21 protein-coding genes are annotated in these 19,587 nt (G+C 35.9%); 1 reads left to right on the top strand and 20 read right to left on the bottom strand.

Features of this window, described 5'->3' with window-relative positions; all coding sequences use genetic code 11:
- Positions 1-176 precede the first annotated feature (176 nt).
- From DW721_RS16005 to dcm, 9 genes are all read right to left on the bottom strand, one after another.
- On the bottom strand, positions 177-344 hold the full coding sequence (locus DW721_RS16005) for a hypothetical protein (protein WP_182436212.1): 168 nt from the start codon (positions 342-344) through the stop codon (positions 177-179).
- Positions 345-529: 185 nt separating this feature from the next.
- Positions 530-1,255 carry an ImmA/IrrE family metallo-endopeptidase gene (locus tag DW721_RS04700; protein ID WP_243035945.1) on the bottom strand — a complete coding sequence of 242 codons (726 nt, stop codon included), beginning with the start codon at positions 1,253-1,255 and terminating at the stop codon, positions 530-532.
- Positions 1,256-1,331: 76 nt separating this feature from the next.
- Complete coding sequence (locus DW721_RS04695) at positions 1,332-1,700, bottom strand: helix-turn-helix transcriptional regulator (RefSeq protein WP_118744989.1); 369 nt, start codon at positions 1,698-1,700, stop codon at positions 1,332-1,334.
- 169 nt (positions 1,701-1,869) lie between these two features.
- Positions 1,870-2,103, bottom strand: coding sequence for a hypothetical protein (locus DW721_RS04690; RefSeq protein ID WP_118744988.1), 234 nt, complete (start codon positions 2,101-2,103; stop codon positions 1,870-1,872).
- A gap of 133 nt (positions 2,104-2,236) precedes the next feature.
- Positions 2,237-2,746 (bottom strand): hypothetical protein, encoded by a 510-nt coding sequence (locus DW721_RS04685; RefSeq protein WP_118744987.1) that lies wholly within the window; start codon positions 2,744-2,746, stop codon positions 2,237-2,239.
- Between the two features lie 30 nt (positions 2,747-2,776).
- The gene (locus DW721_RS04680; protein WP_118744986.1) at positions 2,777-3,760 is read right to left on the bottom strand and encodes a hypothetical protein; all 984 of its coding nucleotides are present in this window, start codon (positions 3,758-3,760) and stop codon (positions 2,777-2,779) included.
- 13 nt (positions 3,761-3,773) lie between these two features.
- On the bottom strand, positions 3,774-5,255 hold the full coding sequence (locus DW721_RS04675) for an LlaJI family restriction endonuclease (RefSeq protein ID WP_118744985.1): 1,482 nt from the start codon (positions 5,253-5,255) through the stop codon (positions 3,774-3,776).
- 14 nt (positions 5,256-5,269) lie between these two features.
- Positions 5,270-6,976: an AAA family ATPase gene (locus DW721_RS04670; protein ID WP_118744984.1), complete on the bottom strand. Its 1,707-nt coding sequence runs from the start codon at positions 6,974-6,976 to the stop codon at positions 5,270-5,272.
- An 8-nt stretch (positions 6,977-6,984) separates the two neighbouring features.
- Complete coding sequence (gene dcm, locus DW721_RS04665; protein ID WP_118744983.1) at positions 6,985-8,142, bottom strand: DNA (cytosine-5-)-methyltransferase; 1,158 nt, start codon at positions 8,140-8,142, stop codon at positions 6,985-6,987.
- 171 nt (positions 8,143-8,313) lie between these two features.
- On the opposite strand from dcm, the gene DW721_RS04660 reads away from it, so the two are divergent.
- Positions 8,314-9,039 carry a hypothetical protein gene (locus tag DW721_RS04660; RefSeq protein ID WP_118744982.1) on the top strand — a complete coding sequence of 242 codons (726 nt, stop codon included), beginning with the start codon at positions 8,314-8,316 and terminating at the stop codon, positions 9,037-9,039.
- 45 nt (positions 9,040-9,084) lie between these two features.
- Here DW721_RS04660 and DW721_RS04655 read toward each other — a convergent pair whose 3' ends face one another.
- The 11 genes from DW721_RS04655 to argC all read right to left on the bottom strand — a co-directional run bounded on the left by DW721_RS04655 (position 9,085) and on the right by argC (position 19,436).
- Positions 9,085-9,519: a very short patch repair endonuclease gene (locus DW721_RS04655; protein ID WP_118744981.1), complete on the bottom strand. Its 435-nt coding sequence runs from the start codon at positions 9,517-9,519 to the stop codon at positions 9,085-9,087.
- Positions 9,520-9,541: 22 nt separating this feature from the next.
- On the bottom strand, positions 9,542-10,462 hold the full coding sequence (locus DW721_RS04650) for a GIY-YIG nuclease family protein (protein WP_118744980.1): 921 nt from the start codon (positions 10,460-10,462) through the stop codon (positions 9,542-9,544).
- A 72-nt stretch (positions 10,463-10,534) separates the two neighbouring features.
- Entirely contained in the window at positions 10,535-10,741 is a 207-nt protein-coding gene (locus tag DW721_RS04645) for a SymE family type I addiction module toxin (RefSeq protein WP_118745119.1), read from the bottom strand.
- Between the two features lie 96 nt (positions 10,742-10,837).
- A complete protein-coding gene (locus DW721_RS04640; RefSeq protein ID WP_118744979.1) occupies positions 10,838-11,647 on the bottom strand; it encodes a ComEC/Rec2 family competence protein in 810 nt (269 codons plus the stop codon).
- Between the two features lie 81 nt (positions 11,648-11,728).
- Positions 11,729-12,697, bottom strand: a complete 969-nt coding sequence (locus DW721_RS04635; RefSeq protein WP_118744978.1) for a GerMN domain-containing protein — start codon at positions 12,695-12,697, stop codon at positions 11,729-11,731.
- 177 nt (positions 12,698-12,874) lie between these two features.
- The gene (locus DW721_RS04630; protein WP_118744977.1) at positions 12,875-14,308 is read right to left on the bottom strand and encodes a HAMP domain-containing sensor histidine kinase; all 1,434 of its coding nucleotides are present in this window, start codon (positions 14,306-14,308) and stop codon (positions 12,875-12,877) included.
- A gap of 34 nt (positions 14,309-14,342) precedes the next feature.
- On the bottom strand, positions 14,343-15,029 hold the full coding sequence (locus DW721_RS04625; RefSeq protein WP_022015386.1) for a response regulator transcription factor: 687 nt from the start codon (positions 15,027-15,029) through the stop codon (positions 14,343-14,345).
- A gap of 21 nt (positions 15,030-15,050) precedes the next feature.
- Positions 15,051-15,779 (bottom strand): helix-hairpin-helix domain-containing protein, encoded by a 729-nt coding sequence (locus DW721_RS04620; protein ID WP_118744976.1) that lies wholly within the window; start codon positions 15,777-15,779, stop codon positions 15,051-15,053.
- Positions 15,780-16,060: 281 nt separating this feature from the next.
- Complete coding sequence (locus tag DW721_RS04615; protein ID WP_118744975.1) at positions 16,061-17,242, bottom strand: aspartate aminotransferase family protein; 1,182 nt, start codon at positions 17,240-17,242, stop codon at positions 16,061-16,063.
- A gap of 95 nt (positions 17,243-17,337) precedes the next feature.
- Positions 17,338-18,258 carry an acetylglutamate kinase gene (argB, locus tag DW721_RS04610; protein WP_243035944.1) on the bottom strand — a complete coding sequence of 307 codons (921 nt, stop codon included), beginning with the start codon at positions 18,256-18,258 and terminating at the stop codon, positions 17,338-17,340.
- A gap of 137 nt (positions 18,259-18,395) precedes the next feature.
- Entirely contained in the window at positions 18,396-19,436 is a 1,041-nt protein-coding gene (gene argC, locus DW721_RS04605; protein ID WP_118744974.1) for an N-acetyl-gamma-glutamyl-phosphate reductase, read from the bottom strand.
- Positions 19,437-19,587 lie beyond the last annotated feature (151 nt).

Genomic DNA, 19,587 nt, shown 5'->3' with positions numbered 1-19,587 from the left:
CTGAAATCATCTGGTGAAAATAATATGGTTTTGCACATTCAAAGCAGAATAAAAAACAGCCACTAAGATCTCTGATTTTGACAGTGTTCTCCACATACATTTCTGTTGAAAAGAAACTGTAATATCAGCACATCTTAGTGGCTGTTTTTACAAGCTCGTCCATATTATATTTTTTATTACTGCTTTGACTGATCATAACCGCCAATCTCTATTGGTATTTCTTCCTTTGTAACCTTGCATTTATGAAGCACAGTAATACTGGCTTTCACTGGTTCTTTTGTTTTACATACAAAGCAATGCTTGTTATAAGGGCATTTCCTTGTGCATCTATGTATGATTTCCATCGACAATCACCTCCACCATTCGACAAAATATCTTATAATTTTATAATATTCATGTTTCAGGAATTATATACCGTTTCTGACAAATTTTTCATATTGAGCCGTATTAGTTCGGTTGTTCGCTAACTTGCTAACGCTTCGGGTAAAAAAATATGCGGACTGCGTAATCCGCATACTTTCTAAGCCTGTTAATAATTACACACAAATCCGCAATAGATAGCATTTAAAACATCCGTGCTTAAAACAAATTCTCTTGGTATATATCCGAGATTTTTAAGTCTGTATCCTGCTGCTTCAAATGAAACATTAAATACAGATGCCACCTTGTCTGCAAGAGCATAATAGTAAAAATCATGCTCAAGATCAGTCCGGACATAATTATCCGCAACCATCCTCACCATTGATGCTGGCATGAGCATTGCAGATGATAACGCATTAGCCTGCCATTCCATCCAGTCCCTGTCTGTCCAAGTTGTATTCTGCGCACAGTCAAGTTTCTTTGTATCAACCCTGCATTGCACCATTGCCGGATGCGACATCCCATTTAAATCCCATATAGTAAGCTGGTCTGGGTCATAAGCAAAATACTCCTTATGCAGGAACTCATGTCCTGCTTCATGTCCCATCGTAAATCGATATCTGTGTTCCTGATTATTTTCCAAAAGAGTTCTGTCTATGATAACCGTATGTGCTTTTGCACTTATGTATTCAGCACGATTCGTTGAAGGATCATACACAGGTACTTTATCCGTATCATTAAATACTGTCATTCCCAGATAGACACCACAATGAGACAGGTATTGAAAGTCCTGTTCCATTCCCAGATAATCCTGTACCAGCAGGTCAATATCTATCTCTTGTGGTGATTTCAATGCTTCCGGCATAAAATCACCGACAATATTTTCTCCTATCATATCAATCTCTTTTTTGCTTAAGACTGGCGCCCCAGATTTCTTTCTTTTAATTTCGGCTCTATACATATATAGGTTCTTACCCCTTTCGCTTTCTCAGTTCCTCCACAAACTGGTTCCATTCTTCTTCTCCTGCATCCAGATCCCTAGCCGTCCTGAGTGCTGCACTAACATAGTCCCTCTCCATAATATACTCTGGAAGGTCCGGTGCCACTGCATTTCTCTTTTTTCCGGCCAAGTCAAGCATCTGCTCGTTTTCTTCTTTAGACAAATTGAGTATTTTTGCAAGTTGTGTGAGTTTTTCCATATCGAAGGGGTTGCGTCTGTCTTTTTCCACATCTGTTAAAAAAGGGGCTGATACGCCAAGTAAATCTGCCATCTTTCTCAATGTGAGTTTTTGTTCAACTCTCTTCTTACTTATAAATTCTCCAAAATTCGCATACATCATAATTCTCACCTTTTCTCTTATTTAACTATTCTACTTTTCATTTAATCTTTTACATTTAGTAGGTGTTAATCTTTTAGCACGCTTGCTTGTTCGCTAACTTGCTAATATCAGTATATAAAAAATGAAGGGGAATGTCAACATATTTTTTGTATTATCCCCTTCTGTCACTCTAGTGATAATAATCATACGGTGAACGATGTACCGTTTTATTATTTTTTTCTTTGTGAATGGATGCTTGTGCATCTTCTTCGCTTGCAAAAAGTCTGCTGCCTCTGACCTGAATACCTCCGTCTGTTCCAAACCGGATAATATAAAAATCTCCACTCCGCTTTACTACTGTTGCTTCACGGACTATCCGGTTACTTTCGACAATATACACTGTCGAATCAATTTCAAATGTCATGTAACCATCGCCTCCTATCATTCGGCTGATAAAGGGAAAGAGAACCAACCTCTATGTATTCTCTGCGATATAAATCCTACTGTAGCGATGTTTACATTATACGAACATTTGTTCTACTTGTCAATAGTAACTGCTATTTGAAGTAAAACGAAGCATTTTTCTTTGTTTTTACTGTATACTGTTTGCCTGTGCTATCTTTTACGAAAAATACAAGCGGCTTATTCTTGCAAATATTATCTTTGTTTGATTCCAAAAATGTTTGAAAACGTTCTATCTGCCACTGCAGATCAATTGATTCTTCGACATCTAATACCTGTGGAAGTTTCGTATATGCTAATTTTTCCATTCCTTTCACATCAGGCGGAGGCATTACAATGGCACTGCCCTCATTCAAATGCACTCCCCATGTCTGAATAATCACTTTGCGGTTTCCAACATTTGTAACACTCAGACCAACAAATTTTAAAGATGCTCCTGTGTTTGGATTGTACAATTGAAAATTATCAGTAAACTCCAAACTCAGTTTTTTCTTCTGACTGTACTTTGTCTGCCATAATGCCACAATAACGGCTGCCGTTGTTGCTGTTGCACCTAATGTGGCTCCTATCGCACCAAAAGCTGTCCAGAACAAGTTCCAATCCATCTAACTTTCTCCTTTCCGCAGTAGAAAAATTTATGTTTCAGTATTTATCACAGTTTTGTCTGAAATGTCCTCAGATAGGGAATCTTTAAATTTACTGAAAATAAACTCGCAGACATCCAATGCATTTAACAACTGGACACAATCAACCCTTGTTGTTTCCCTACAGCATCTTCCATGTAAAAGCCATGTCCTATCCAAATAATCAGGTTCTGGTTCAGACTCTTGTTCCATATCTAACGGAAGATTACCAAAGCAAAACAACCTGTTGGTATACTCCTCAAGAGCTGGATAAAAATTAAGAATATAAAATCTTTTTTCTATAAAGCCTGTCGCATTCTCATAATCCTTGTTCTTCTGTATCGAATATCCGTAACTTGAATATTTATCTTGATATCTAAGTCTCTGATTTTTTGCATTCTTTTTAGGAAATTCCACTAGATTAGAAATCCTTATTTCAAATAAAATTGTAAGGTACAGTGCCGCTGTCATATACTCTTTATTATCAAATGCCTTTATACCATTCTGGTAATAGGTAATATACGGTTTTTGAATGTAAACTCGACTAAGTATATTCTTTATTTTTTTTATGACTTTTTCATCATCTTTTTCAAAGAACTCCATTATTTTCTCTGGAGAATCAAGAATATATTCACTCCATTCCGCAATATGCTTTGGTTTTCCATGTTCTGATGGAATCCAGCCGTTTCTCCCTAATTTACGGCTTCGCTCTATTTCTTTTGAAAACTTTTGTTCAAATTCCTCTTCTGTAATTCCTTCTGTCTCTCGTACAACCTTTACATATTCTCTAAATTTATCTGTCATTAAGAATAAATTAGAATTTGTTATAAGTCTTTCTTGCAATGTCATTAAGTCACATGGTACAAGTTTCTTTAGCTCTGTAAGTCTTTTCTCCATTTTACTGAAATCAATCTGTGGAATAGAATAACCTGACATTTTTTCCTGTATCTTTTTTAGGTTTTCATAGGTTTTCTCATCTAATCCTGCATTTTTCAACCATATCACTCCCCTATAACTTTAACTGAGAAATGTCCATCTTTTTTTCTGATAAATAATACTCATATAACTCTGTTGCCGGAATCAATCTAATTTGTATGTTTTTCAATCCAAGTGATTCCAGCATCTGCATTTTTGCTAAGCCCTTTGGCACAATCTTTTCACTCTCTGTCGGCATCAGAAAACAGTTTCTTACCTCAGTTATATGATGTATCTTAATGAAATCCTGATATGCTAATTGATACAAATACTGTTTCGTAACATCTCCTACTCCCGGATTTCCACGCAGTGACTTCCCTTTTTCTAACTGTAGGTTATAATATTTTGCATCAAATATAATAAACCAGTCTTTGCCATCTATACACGGAATACTAATCAAATCGGGAATCAGCGTATCTGCTGCCTTTGCTTCTGTATCTTCTCCCTGCCATATCGGTTTTTCAATAATATCTATTAGTTTTTGCTTTCGCTCTGTTTTTCCCTGATATTTCTCGGCAAGCGGCACAGACATCTCCAGTTTTCCAAGAGAAGTATTGAGTTTGTTATCAAACACCTCCGCACAGGCTTTTTCCCATACTGCGTGATATGCAGTAGTACCAAACATACTTATGCCATCATTTTCATCAAGCATTTTTCTGTTTTGGGATATATACGCATATAATGTTTTGAGAAGAATCTGCCTGTGAGTATTGAATTGAAGATTCAGTTCTTTCATAATTCTTTCAAGAACATAGTCCCTATCCCCAAAATCATCCAAAGACTCCTCTGATAATTTTATACTGTCAAAATCAAACAAAGGATTTAACTGTGCATCCTCCAACTGCTTAGAGCATTCTGTCAGAACACACTCATGTAGCCGTTTGAAATAATCCATATCATCCTCAACAGATTTTTGTGTATAAAGTTCCATGTAATAAGGTTTATTGTTCTCAATTAATGCAAAACTCTCATCAATGGTCTTGCCCCAGAGTATTTCTCCCTCACCATTTATCTCGATGATATCCTCACTATTTGTATAAATGCCATACTCATAATAATCGTTAATAAGAAACAGTATAACCGCAAGAATATTAAAACTACGGTTATCCCCATCCCCATTAAAGATATTTATTATCTGCTCTTCCGAACGGCTGTATCGTTCTAAGACCTTAACTACCTGCTTCATCTCATCCAATACACCCTCATCCTTTTTTGAAAGAAGGTACTTTGGATATACTTTGACGACACGGCTTCCACAAGTGATAATCCCTACATATGTGAACACATACAGGCAGTCACCACTTTCTGCAGTTTCATCTGTGATTTCCACATCATCTTCAACTAGGTCTGACATATTAAGCTGCTCATCACTATTTTTTACGCTTTTCAGTACCCCGTATGCCTTAAGGTTTTTTATAAATCTCTCTACTCCTTCTTCATCAAATGAGAATTTATTCTTAAGGTCATTTTTAGTATATCTTTTTTGTTCCCTGACATATTTTGAAACAACCCTCATTACACATCATTCCTTTATTTATCATAATAATCGTTTTCAAAGTCCTCGCCAAAAATTCCCATTCCCTTTTCATCAAAGGCATCGCATACGGATGAATATTTACTGCTGTCACAACCGTCAAAAAACTTGTGCTTTCCCTGTTTCACTGCATCCTCATATAAATACATAATTACCTTGCTCTTAAATGCTTCTATAAATTTTGCAGTATCAATAATCATACCAGTCTCATCTGATGCAATGAGCTTTGTTGACAGGAAAAACGGTCCCATTAGTTTGTCTTCGTTTACCTTGAATTTATCAGACGACATCTTATTATTGATTGCTTTTCTGAGTCGATTCCATTCTATCGGTTCTTCTCTGCCCGCAATTTTAATTTTTCCCGTGCCGGAAATTTTCTCCTCATTCTTGTTAATACCGAGATATTCAAAATTCCATCTTCTCTTGAATGCGGTATCCATTGGAAATACTCCCTGATCTGCACTATTCATTGTTGCCCATATAAACATATTGTTTGGAATACGGATTCTTTTATAATCCGCTGGGTTTCCACCAAGTACTTCAGGTTTTGCCAGATACTTTTGTATATCTTCTGAAGCCTGTATTTCATATTCGCTGATGCCATCGTCATCTCTGTCAAGCAATTGAAAAACATCGCCGAATACTGCTGCTACCTTTGCTCTATTTATCTCCTCGATAAGCAGCAAATATGGTTGTGGATTGTCTGTTCTCGCATTCTTAAGCGCCTCTGCATATACACGCATAAAAGGTCCCGGCACAAAATCATATCGTATGTCATCATTATCACCCATGACAGGTTTATATGTACCTACAAACTGTGAATATGAATAATCTGGATGGAATGTAATGCGCTCATAGTACCCTGTTGTTCCATCCATAATTTCCTTGCTGTCTTTCTTCAATTCAAAACTTTTTCCTGTACCAGGAGCACCAAATAAAATACGGTTTCGCTCATACTGCTTTTTAAGTCTCTCATCAATCTTCGTATTAAATACTATTGGCATAGATGCTTCACTGTATTCTCTATCTGCCTCTGTAATTGTAGCTAATTCCGCATATAAATCTCCATCATTTACATATGCATAGGTAATTGTTGCCACGTATGACTGACTGGCATTAACAAGATTTAATACGCTCAATATAGGTGATACATAGAAATCATTTGTTCTTTCGATTCCCTTACCGCCTAACCACCATTTGTCATTTGATACGAATTTATATAACAATTCACAATTCCGATTAGCAATATCTTCTTGCTGACCTAAACTTAGCAGATAATCTTTCATGATTTGTTTGAATTTTCCAGAAAAATCTATGCCGTCTGGGCTTTTTAAATTTTTATATATTTCTTTCTTTTCGAGAATCTTTCCGTTGCTTCCTAAAAAAACACTTTCATTATCATCAATTACTTTTTCAGTGTAATTTCTGTATTTTATAATTTCTTTTATCAACTCGACTGGATATGTTGCAAGAACAAACCATTGATTTGGTAAGTATACTTTCAATCCTGCTGAAGTTGTAATAATAGCCGTGTTTTTTAAATACTCTATCGTGTTGCCTCCAGCAGATATATTTTTTGCAAAAGCATCTCTAAACCCCTTACTCAGACTAACATCCTCATAACTAAATTCAGTTTGAACCGCACTTTTAGTTTTTTCCACAAGTTCACCTAAATCTTGCAATACCATATTGTTATCATTCATTCGTCAAATCACTCCTTTACTGGTAAAGACAACATCTCTTCTCTGATTCGTTTTGCTACTGCACGAATAACCGGAACAGCAACAGAATTCCCGAATTGCTTATATGCTTGAGTATCCGAAACTGTTATAATAAATTTTTCAGGAAAACCTTGTAACCGTGCACATTCTCTCGGAGTAAGTTTTCTCGGATTTTTATCTGGTCCTTGGTCAATTAAAATTTCACTTCCGTCCTTGTAGTAACGAGCACTAATAGTATTTGTATATTCAGATTCTTCATTGAATAATGAATAACCAAATCCATTTCCTTTTTTCTTGTGTTCTTTTTTTCTTCGCTGATGCCCCTCCCATAATGCATCGCTTATAGTATATTTTTCATCAACGTCATGTTCTAGAATATCACCTAATCTAGTTTTTTCATAAGTAGGAGTCGGAAATTTAAATTCATAATCATCGGAAATATTATAGTATTCTTTATTTAGACCAACTATATAAATTCTTTCTCTATTCTGCGGGACACCGAAATCTCCTGCACGAAGTACCTCGTAATTAACGTAGTAATTTAGTGCATTCAAATGTTCAATTATTACTTTTAATGTTCGCCCCTTATCATGTCCTTTTAACTGTTTTACATTTTCCAACAAAAAGGCCTTTGGTCTTTTTTCCTTTAGGATTCGTTCAATCTCAAAAAATAAAGTCCCTCTAGTATCAGAAAACCCTTTTTTCAATCCCGCTTGTGAAAAAGGCTGACATGGGAACCCGCCAAGTAAAATATCAAAATCAGGTATTTTTTTTTCGTCTATTTGGGTTATATCTCCATCTGGTTCTTCACCAAAATTTACCCTATATGTCTTTTGTGCAAACTTATCCCACTCAGACGTAAATACACATTTTCCTCCTAACTCCTGAAACGGAATCCTTATTCCCCCTATTCCGGCAAACAGATCTATAAATCTGAATTCCGCTTTTTCATCATTTGCTTCAAACGGTGTTTTTTCCGCAAATTGCAAAATTGTTTTGTATACTAATGCAGACGGAGCAGATTCTCCATTTTCCCATCTGCGCAATGTTCTGTCTCCGTTTCTTCCCATTCCAAGTGCATCGGCAAAATCTTTCTGCGTGAGTCCTAATTTCTTTCTTTTTGCCTTTATTGCTTCGGACGTATTCATCTTAATATCTCCTTTGTCTCTTTTATAGGTCAATCTGTCCTCATTTTATCACATTTCATTCAAAATTGGAACAGTTAAAATCAAAATTTTAAGTCAAAATGGCCAAAATTATATACATTCATCATTAAAACTGTTATAATTATAATATTATGCAGAAAAGGAGGATTTGATATGTCGTTCATAGATGACTTAAGAGATGTGCAAAATAAAACACGCAAGGATATCTCTCAGTCGCAACTTATCTTTGATGAAACCATACGCAGAAGCGGTTTTTTCGGTACATCCGCACAAACTCAATATAATCATATCTATGATATATTGGCTGCTCGTGATAGAGTTCATGCAGATATAGTCACAGCCGGACTTAAAGAAGACGTCAAGGTTACCGGAGCTGTTACGGAACTAATCTGTAAAATAGCTCTTGAGGCAAGTGCTCCAACCCGATATGACACTCTTCCCAAGACTTGGGATTGGATTGGCGACTTTGCAATTATGGGATCACCTTTTAATCTATTTGTCTCTGTAAAAAGCTACAAAGCAAAAGAACGATTGATTGTTAGTGGAACAGGTCAAAATGCAGCACCTGTTGTTGGATACGGATTATTTGACGACCCATCGGAATGGTCTCCTGACAGAGTCAAACAATATAAACAACGCGGCTTTGTTGCAATATATATGCCCAAAAGCCTGTATGATACACTTGCTGCAATGACTGCTTTAACCCCAGGATTACCTCCTAGACTAACCCGAAAATATTCAACTTCAAACGGATATCCCGCAACAAGCATTAAAAATATTTATGACAGACCCCTTCTTCGAAAATTAGAAGATTTTGATGATGATATTGCACGTGTATGTATTCAAGGTAATTATACTCTTGATCTTTCAATTTATTAATATACTCAAAAAATGCAAGACAGTCTTTTACCAACTGTCTTGCATTTATTCGTCATCCATCATCAAATCAAAAATAGTTTCTTCAATTACCCTAATACATTCATCAGTTTTTTTCTTTATATCACTGCCCCAAAACCTTATGACTGTCCATCCCTTAAATAAAAGTGCCTTATTTACTTCATCATCATGCTCCCTGTTTTTTCCAATCTTTTTTATCCAAAATTCCGCATTTTTTCCCTTTTCTAATCTTGGCTTTAAAACCTCCCAATCCTTTCCATGAAAAAACTCGCTATCACAAAAGATTGCGATTTTATATTTTGTTAATACTATATCCGGAGTTCCTGGCAGTTCTTTATAGTTTTTTCTATATCTGATTCCATTCTTCCACAATGCTTTTCTCAAAATTACCTCTATCGATGTATCTTTTGATTTGATATTAACCATGTTCTTATGTCTCTGCTCCGGTGTCAAACAATCCACACATATCACCTCGTCACAAAAACTATTTTAATCCTTCATACCATTTGGTAAATAGTTCACGATGATTATATTTTTCAAACCATTCTTTTGTCAGTAAAACATTATATTTCCCAAATGTAAGAATCACCTTTCTTGGTGTATAATATCTTTGCATTCCATTAAGATAATGTGGCTTTTCTTCATCTGGGTTATATAATTTAAAAAATGCTACATTTGAGTTTTGCAAATTAAACAGTTCTTTTTTATTACACTCAACCGGATTCAATAATACTTGCATCTGCTCATCTGAAAATATGTATCCGGATGCCTCTAGATTTCTCATGGCTTGCAATATGAAATCCCCAACTCCGATATTTCCTTCTGGTAAGTCAGGAATTTGCGTATTTTGAACCACTTCTCCTAAATTGTCTTCTTCAACATTCTCTGCAATGGTTCTCGGTTCAAAAACTTTATATCCTAATGCACCTAATACCAATTCTGCTTGATCTATATACTCTTCTAATTCACTTTCTTTTTCTTCCGTAACTGTTCCGATGGTAGGTTCATTTCCATTTTGTACTTGAAACCTTCCGGCATCCAATGCTTTATTATAAAAACGATTTTCTAAATAAGAAATATCTGTTCGTCCAAGCGAATTATCTTTCCTTGTAAATATTACAACCTCATCCCAACAGTCCTTATATTTATCATTTTCATGGTCAAGTATCCTTTGATGTATACCCTTCCCATTTTTTCTAACTTCCGCTTGACCCACATATACCATACTATTACCAAACAGGAAGTAAACTCCGCTTTGCTTAAATGCTTCTAGTTCTTTGCATTCATCCAAGAGTCCTCTTGGAATTTTATAAGCGATTCCATTCCAATTGGTTATTGTCGCTTTTATCTTTCCATTAGCTACGCCATCAATAAGGTAAACACTAATCACTTTTCCTCTTGCCACTTCATCACTTCCTTAGTACACATAATTAATAATAATTTTAGCAGCTTTAAACGAGTCGGTCAAGGCACTTCATCAGACTTCTGCATCCCATATTTCATTTGCTTTTGTAATAATCAATCTCCCATCCTCGCACCTAACTGTTATCTCATCCCCGATATCAAATCCAAGTTCTGCCAGCCATTTCCCCTTAAGGACAATGCTTGGTGTTCTCCTATACTGATATCCACTTGCTTCGTAAACTTTTATATCTCTATATTCTTTATATTCTTTATATGCCATAAATACCTTTCCTTTCGCCAAATAATATACTTTCGCTATTTTATTGGTCTTTCGCTGAATTATTGATAGTTTCGCCATTTTTTATTGTTTCTGTGATTACCCCCTTGAACAAGGGAAACGACAACGAGGTAAAATATCCTCGTCCAAGTACACTTTTTGAATGTAAATTTTAGCGATATGTATTGATAGAAATGCCGTGTTTATGCGGTCTTTAGGGATTAGGGGGATACCCAAGTTTCGTGTCTTAACACCGCTTATTGCGAGAAGATGTGACATCCCGTTCTCACGGTATAACTCTTTTACCTCTTCGTCGAGCATACTCTTATCACCAAGAAGCATAGCAGATACCGTTCCGGCTTCTCTCTCAGGCATACAATCGGCATAGATATTTTTCAGTCTGTCCCTGAAATTATACAATAATTTTTTCAGGTGATTATAGTTTCCGTTCAACACAACAATGTCATCAATATCGCAAGCTGCAGAGTAAAAGATTTTTTTCTCGCGGTAATACGCTTTCATATTAAATTCTCCAGGGTTTGTTGCACTTTTTAATTCCATAAGAGAAGCATTGCACTTTATCTTATTTTCGGGATTGAGTTTAAGTTTCTCTTTGACATTCGACTTTTTGGCATAAATGATGATTGACGGCAAATCTTTATATTCCGTCGTCCTGCCATCAAATTTCAGTCTTACATTTTTTAATATTATGCTCACTGTTTTTTCTTTTGAAATTGCAGACTCAAACTCTCCGCAAATAATTGTTTCTATCCTGCTTTTGTTTTTGAACATATCGTCAAGATAATATTGTTTTTTATAGATTCTTTTTTGTGAAATGATATTAAAAGCTAATATTGTTATAATAAGAATAACGGCAGTCCACACAGCCGGTCTTCTTATAACAAACACCTCCCTGTTTTGTCGTTTTTACATGTTTATTGCTAAACATACATTCGCAATCCGCTTTGCTATTTACTTATAACATAATTTTTATTTTTTTTCTTTTACAATGTCGAGGTTTCTTTCAAACGGTTCTCCGAAACTCATACTCTCATTATATTTAAGTACCTGCTCACCATCAATACTAAATTGTACTTTATTTACATTTGGCAGTTCTATAAGAGTATTTACGACGGAATAAATAGCAACCATATCAGTTATATCATCCTGTTTATTTAAAAATTCTTTTGAAAAATCCACATAACAGGTTTTCTCTTTAACAGTAACCTTATTTAATACTGTTCCTTTTGGAACTGTAGGCAATACCTTATTTTTGTTTACTCCATCAATAGTATATGGCCCGCTTATAAGCTGTTCTATTGCTAATTGTTCAAGTGGTATCGTTGCATCATAAGTTATATTGACCGGTACGATAACAAGCGATTTACCCGTTTCATCCGAAAAATACATATTTAGTATCGCTTTCTGTTTATAATCACTTACACCGCCTGTGTTATCAATAAATGAATCTGCTGTCATAATACCTACCGGCTTCATATTTGAATCGGTAATCGGCTGTCCTGCAACATAAAATTGTATGCCTTTTATTCCTTTTATCTGCGAAAGTGTTTTTACGATAGCAGCTCTTCTTAATATTTCTGAAACACCGGTATAATTTCCGTACGCAGCATTAAAATATAATGAGAGTTCTCCTGACGGACTTATATTAAAATTATCAACTTTAACATCATCAGGAATGGCTTTTTTCATATTAATATTATCCGGCTCACGCTGTAGTTTTCTGATAAATTTTTTTATGGATTTAGCTGTTTTATCTTCGGATGAAATATTACACTTTTCATACATGACTTTCTTTTCGTTTGCATCAAGACCGTAAACATAATAACCTTTATATGCTTCTTTTTTTCCACATGATGACAGAGAAAAAATAAGCACAGTACATATGCATATGCACATGGCATATATGGACAATCTTTTTGATAAAATCATATTATTCATACTTCTTCTCCTTAAATCAAATTTCAAAAGCAAAATATATTGTATTTACGATTAAAGTTTTGCTAACACTGTAACAGTTCAGCCTTTCATTTCTTACACTCAGAATACATCGTTTTTTATGACTGCAATACCGCTAAATCTCGCTGTAAGATATTAACATAGTCTGAAAACTATCATTTATTGTATATAATTCAACGGAATCCTTACGGTAAATGTAGTACCCTCTTTTTCTTTACTGTAAACTTTAATAGAACCTCTGTGCAAAAGTATTACACTCCTTGTGATTGCAAGACCAAGTCCTGTTCCACCTGTTGCCCTTGACCTTGCCTTATCTACCCTGAAAAATCTCTCAAACACACTGTCAAGTGAATCTTCAGGAATTCCAACACCTGAGTCCTGCACCGTGACATAGAAAAACTTGTGGTCGGCATTTAATGTCACCTTTACCCAGCCATCATCGTAATTGTATTTTATGGCATTTTCAATAAGATTATTTAATGCCATTGAAAGCTTGACTTCATCCACATCTGCCATAACCGGCCTGAAACTCTCAAAAATAAGCTCAATATTTCTTTTTCCGGCAATAGGTCTGAGGCGTTTTAGAAGCTGCTCTATCAGATCATTGATGCTGATATTACTTATAATTATATTTGCGGTATTCTGATCCAGCTTAACCATTGAAAGAAGATCGTTGATTATCTGGGTCATTCTCTCTATTTCTGTCGTTATGTCACCTAAAAATTCCCTGTATATTTCTTCGGGCATTCCCTCCTGCGAAAGAAGAGAGTCAGACAGAACCTTCATCGATGCAAGCGGAGTCTTTAATTCATGTGATACATTTGATACAAATTCCTGTCTTGAGCTTTCCTGATTTTGTATTACTTCTATCATCTGGTTGAAAGAATCAGTTATTTTGTGAAGTTCTGAATAGCCATGCATATCAAGTTTGACAGCCATATTTCCCTTTGATATCTCATTGATAGAATCCGTAAGTTTACTCAACGGTTTTGTAAGGAAAATTGAATACACAAATGAGATAAGCAGTATCACAAGCACTATTGCACAGACTGCAAAGATAACTTTTCTTGTTACAGCTTTTGAAGTAAGTTGTATATTCTTTGTAGAGTAGCTTATGATGATTGCTCCCGTAGTTTCATTTGTAACAGGATCTACTATCGGCATGGTAAGCTGCATATATTCGCCAAGGTTGTTTATATACTTGTTCTGGTCATCTGAAAAACACTTTACAACCTCTGTAGATACTATGGTTTTTCCGTTTTCGATATTGTAAGTATCTCTTATAACTTTTAAATCTTTGTCAACTATAATAATACGCCCCTGGTAGATATTGGCAATTTCCTCCGTCTCATTTTCAACATCACTTGATTCCTGAGTTGACAGATAACCTGATGATGTGACAAGATTTGATATTACCGTTCCGTATGACTGCAATTCGTCTGTACGCTGGGAGATTAATTGTGAGTTATATTCATTTGTTATTAAATTGACAAGAAAAATAATGGGTATAGTTCCCACGCATAATAAAATCAAAAACATCTGTGTTCTCATCCCACGCAGATTGTATATAAAATCAGACCATAACTTTTTCACTGCAGCCCCCGTATTTAATTTTTATTTTATTGCATTACTTTTGAAAATAATAACCGACTCCCCATTTAGTATGTATATACTTAGGATTGCTAGGTGTATCTTCGATTTTTTCCCTGAGACGTCTTATATGAACATCAACAGTACGCACATCACCCGGATAATCATATCCCCATACTGTGTTTAACAGTTCCTCACGGCTATAAACTTTGTTTGGATGAAGCATGAGAAGTTCAAGCAAATCAAATTCTTTTGCCGTCAGGTTTACCTCTTCATCATTTATGTAACCTCGTCTGCTGTCAAGATCAATGCTAAGTCCGTTGTAAGAATACGTCTTTTGAACTTCCGGCTGCTCTTTTGATGCACTTCTTCTTATTATTGCTTTTATCCTCGCCTTAACTTCAAGAATGTTGAAAGGTTTCGTGATATAATCGTCAGCACCGTACTCAAGTCCAAGTATTTTATCCATGTCATCACCTTTTGCAGTAAGCATTATGATTGGGACATCCGAAAATTCTCTTATGTGCTGGCATACTTCAAAGCCATCATGTATTGGCAGCATAACATCGAGCAGGATAATGTCATATTTATTGTTTGTGGCAAGATCTATTGCCTCCTGTCCGTCATATGCACAATCCACATCCATTCCGTCCTGTTCAAGACTGAATCTGATACCTTTTACAATGAGTTTCTCATCATCTACTACCAATACTTTCTTTGCCATATCCATCCTTCTTTCCATCTATTATACAGATATTTTATTTTTTATCTTATTGAAAATCCCCTGCTTGATACCTGGTATTTTCATAATATCTTCTATACTTTGAAACTTTCCATTTGACTGTCGGTATTCTATTATCGCATCTGCTCTGCTTTGACCTATTCCTGACAGGGAGGTAAGTTCGCCGGCCGATGCAGTATTTATGTTAATAAGAGTATCCTGACTTTCTCTTTCTGAACTATCAGTATTTTCATTATCTGTAGTTTTATCCTGAAAGTTATCTCCGTCAGTTGTCTTTGAAAGCTGTTTTCTTTTAACTTGTTTTAAAGTCGGTATCGTTATCTGCTCGCCATCCTCTAAAACCCTTGCCTGGTTTATCGCTGTTCTTGCAGCCCCCTTTTTAAAGCCTGATGCCGCATTTACTGCATCATTTACACGGCTTCCTGCTGTAAACTTATACACTCCCGGATGCTTTACTGCACCACATATATACACGACAACCTGTGACTGTCTGTCACTTTTTTTATCATTGAGATTATCTTTACCAGACATTTTGTTATAACTTTTTCGGTCTGATGAAGAAATACAGCCTGTATTTTTTGAAGAAACATATTTTGTATCGTCTGAAGAACTATACTCCGTATCGTCTTTATATACAAACTTTCCAATGGCATCGGAATTTATATATGCAAATCCTGACACTAAAATAAAAAGTCCGCATATTATCATAATTATTTTTTTATTGTTTTTCATAAACTTCCTCCTGAATATTAAGATTGTATCTGTTCATACCAAAATCAAAAATAACATTCCAAAATTTCAAAAGGAGTTTTAAGTTTTTATGTAAAAAAATGCCAGTGTGCTGATTAGTTTATTATTCTAAGCAAAACCTTAACACACTAGCAATATTTTAAACAATTTGTAACATTATTACAATAGATACAATGAACAAAAATCATTAAATTTTTCTTACTTTTTTTGATTACTATGTCTCTTTATGTAGTCAGGCAGCTATTAGCAATAAACATATAGGACTACTCGTTAGTGCTAAACACTTCTTCAAGTTTTTCACACATAACATCTATATGCTCTTTTTCTACAACAAGAGGTGGTACAAATCGTATAATGTTTGTTCCGGCTGAAATAAGGATAACACCTTTTTTCAGCAATTCAGAAACTACATCCCCAGCCGGTCCGTAAAGTTCCATGCCCATCATAAGACCTTTTCCACGCACATCCTTAATCTTATCAGGAAACTTATCTTTAAGTACATTAAGTTTGTCTTTAAGATAAGGTGCAATCTCATTTACATGGTTAAGTATGCCGTCTTTTTCAAATATCTCAAAAACCTTACATACTGCTGCAGTTGCAAGAGGATTTCCACCATAAGTGGTTCCGTGATCTCCGGGACACATTGCATCAGCAACTTCCTTTGTCGCTGCAAATGCACCTACCGGCACACCGCATCCGAGAGCTTTCGCAGATGTCATAATGTCAGGTTTTACACCATAATGCTGGTATGTAAACATCTTTCCGGTTCTTCCCATTCCACACTGTATTTCATCAAATATAAGTAATATATCATTCTCGTCACAGAATTTCCTGAGACCGTGAATAAATTCATCTGTTGCAGGGTAGATACCACCCTCTCCCTGAAGTGTCTCAAGGATAACTGCACAGGTATCTTTTGTTGCAAGTTTCTTAACGCTTTCAAGGTCATTATAATTTGCAAATGAAACTCCGCCGATAAGCGGCTCAAAAGGCTCACGGTAATGTTTTGTTCCTGTAACGGAAAGTGCACCCATACTTCTTCCGTGGAAAGAATGATTCATTGCTATTATCTCACCCTTGCTGTTTTTATCTTTGTTGTAAGCATATTTTCTTGCAAGTTTTATCGCACCCTCTATAGCTTCTGTTCCTGAATTTGTAAAGAATACCTTATCCATCCCTGATGCTTTTGACAGATACTCGGCAGCCTTAATCGACGGCTCTGTAAAATAAAGGTTTGAAACATGGATAAGTTTGTCTATCTGGTCTTTTAATGCCTGTTTATACTCGTCATTACTGTAGCCTAATGCCGAAACGGCGATACCTGCACCCATATCAAGATATTTATTGCCTTCGTTGTCAAAAAGATACATTCCTTCGCCTTTTTCAAAAATAACGCTTCTGTTGTATGTATGTATAAAATGCCTGTCAGCTTCCTGTAAATTCATAATTAACCTCCTGTTTTGTTATAATCAGCTTGCAATCTTTTTATAATCCACCCATTGCATAGCCTGACAACTGCTGTCAAATATTCAAACAGATTTTATTGCTCAATCTCATTTGAATAGTAGCCGCTGTCATCACCAATGATAGCTGTACCGATACCTTTCTTTGTAAAGAACTCAAGCAACAGACAATGCTCGCGTCTTCCATCAAGGATATGTACTCTGCCTACACCTGCATTTACGGCACTGATGCAATTTGTAACCTTTGGAAGCATACCGCCGGAGATAACTCCTGCCTCGATAAGTTTATTTGCTTCATTAAGGTCAAGGACCGAGATAAGCGAACTGCTGTCCTCAGGATTCATACATACACCCTCTACATCTGTTAAGAACGCAAGTTTTTCAGCCTTTATTGCACCTGCTATGGCACAAGCTGCATCATCTGCATTTATGTTATAAGTCTCGCCTGCATCATCCATTCCTATAGGAGCAATAATAGGGATATAGTCATTATCAAGAAGTGTCTCAAGAATTTCAGTATTCACATGTTTTATATCACCTACAAAACCAATATCTTTTCCGTTTGGCATCTTCTTGTCAACCCTTAACATTCCACCATCTTTTCCACAGATACCGATAGCTTTTACGCCAATCTTTTCGACCATCTGAACAAGATATTTGTTAAGGCGGTTAAGAACCATCTCTGCGACTTCCATAGTCTCTCTATCTGTCTTTCTGAATCCCTCTATGAACTCAGTCTCTTTTCCGACTTTGCCTATCCACTTGCTTATCTCTTTTCCACCGCCGTGAACGATTATCGGACGCATACCTACAAGCTTCAAGAGAGCAACATCTTTTATAACACTCTCCTCAAGCTTTTTGTCGAGCATCGCACTGCCGCCATATTTTACTACTACTATTTTATTATTAAAATCTCTGATATATGGAAGGGCCTCTATAAGAGTCTCAGCTTTTACCGTAATCTGATCCATATATTTTTCCTTTTCTTCTTCGCTCATCTTTTTTCCTCCTGATATTGTGATGTACGCCCGGTATATTCTCAAAACGAATTATTTCTGCTGGATTTCCGAGAAAATGTCATTGTATATCAAAAATCCCTCTCAAAATTCTTTGTTCAGAAGATTCCCAGAGCACATTATGGGAACATAGGAACCATCTTAAGTCCCGTGTTTTCTTCAAGCCCGAACATAATGTTCATATTCTGGACTGCCTGTCCTGCGGCACCTTTGACAACATTGTCAATAGCACCCATCATTATTATTCTGCCTGTTCTCTCATCTATCTTAAAGTTTACATCTACAAAGTTGCTGCCCTCTACCCATCTTGTCTCAGGATAAACATCTTTTTCAAGGACTCTCACGAAATATTCATCTTTATAATACTTGTCATAGACAGCCTTTACTTCCTCATAAGACATTTTCTTTTTAAGAGCTGCGTATGAAGTAGCAAGTATTCCCCTGTTCATAGGCACAAGGTGTGGTGTAAAGTTTATGAGAACCTCTTCACCTGATGCATATGAGAGCTGATCCTCTATCTCCGGTGTGTGCCTGTGTGATGCAACACCGTAAGGCTTGATACTTTCATTTACCTCACAATAAAGGTTTGCAACCTTTGCTCCTCTGCCTGCCCCTGATGTTCCTGACTTTGCATCAATGATGATGCTGTTCATATCAATAAGTCCCTCTTTTGCCATAGGATATATTGATAATGTTGAACAGGTAGGAAAACATCCCGGATTTGCAATAAGCCTTGCATTTTTAACATCTTCCCTGTTCACTTCACAGAGTCCGTAAACGGCTTCTTTTATGAACTCAGGACTTTGATGTTTGATGCCGTACCATTTTTCATATTTAGCGACATCCTTTATTCTGAAATCAGCACTAAGGTCTATTATCTTTGTATTTTTTAATATTTCTTCGTTCACAAGTGAACCACAAAGCCCCTGCGGTGTAGCCGTAAATATAACATCTGCTTTCTTTGCAAGCTCATCCATGTTCTCGCCCATACATTTGTCATCTACAAGCTGAAACATATTTCCAAAAACTTCACTGTACTTCTTATCTATATATGATCTCGAACCATACCACACTATCTCAGCATCAGGATGTTGAAGGAGAATCCTAACTAATTCCTGACCTGCGTATCCTGTCGAACCAATAATACCAACTTTGATCATAAATCATTACCAGCCTTTCCTTATATAATCTAACTGCTATCGTATTATACTCCCCTAATTATAAAAATGCAACATTAATTTATAAATATTCACACGGACCGTAATAAATGAAAGATTGAACTGTTATGTTTTTTATCATTTTCTTTACATT

The sequence above is a fragment of the Clostridium sp. AM27-31LB genome, assembly GCF_003480745.1.
Lineage (GTDB): Bacteria > Bacillota > Clostridia > Lachnospirales > Lachnospiraceae > Butyribacter > Butyribacter intestini.
The sequence above is the reverse complement of the archived record's forward strand: the minus strand, read 5'-3'. Positions and strand labels throughout refer to the sequence as shown.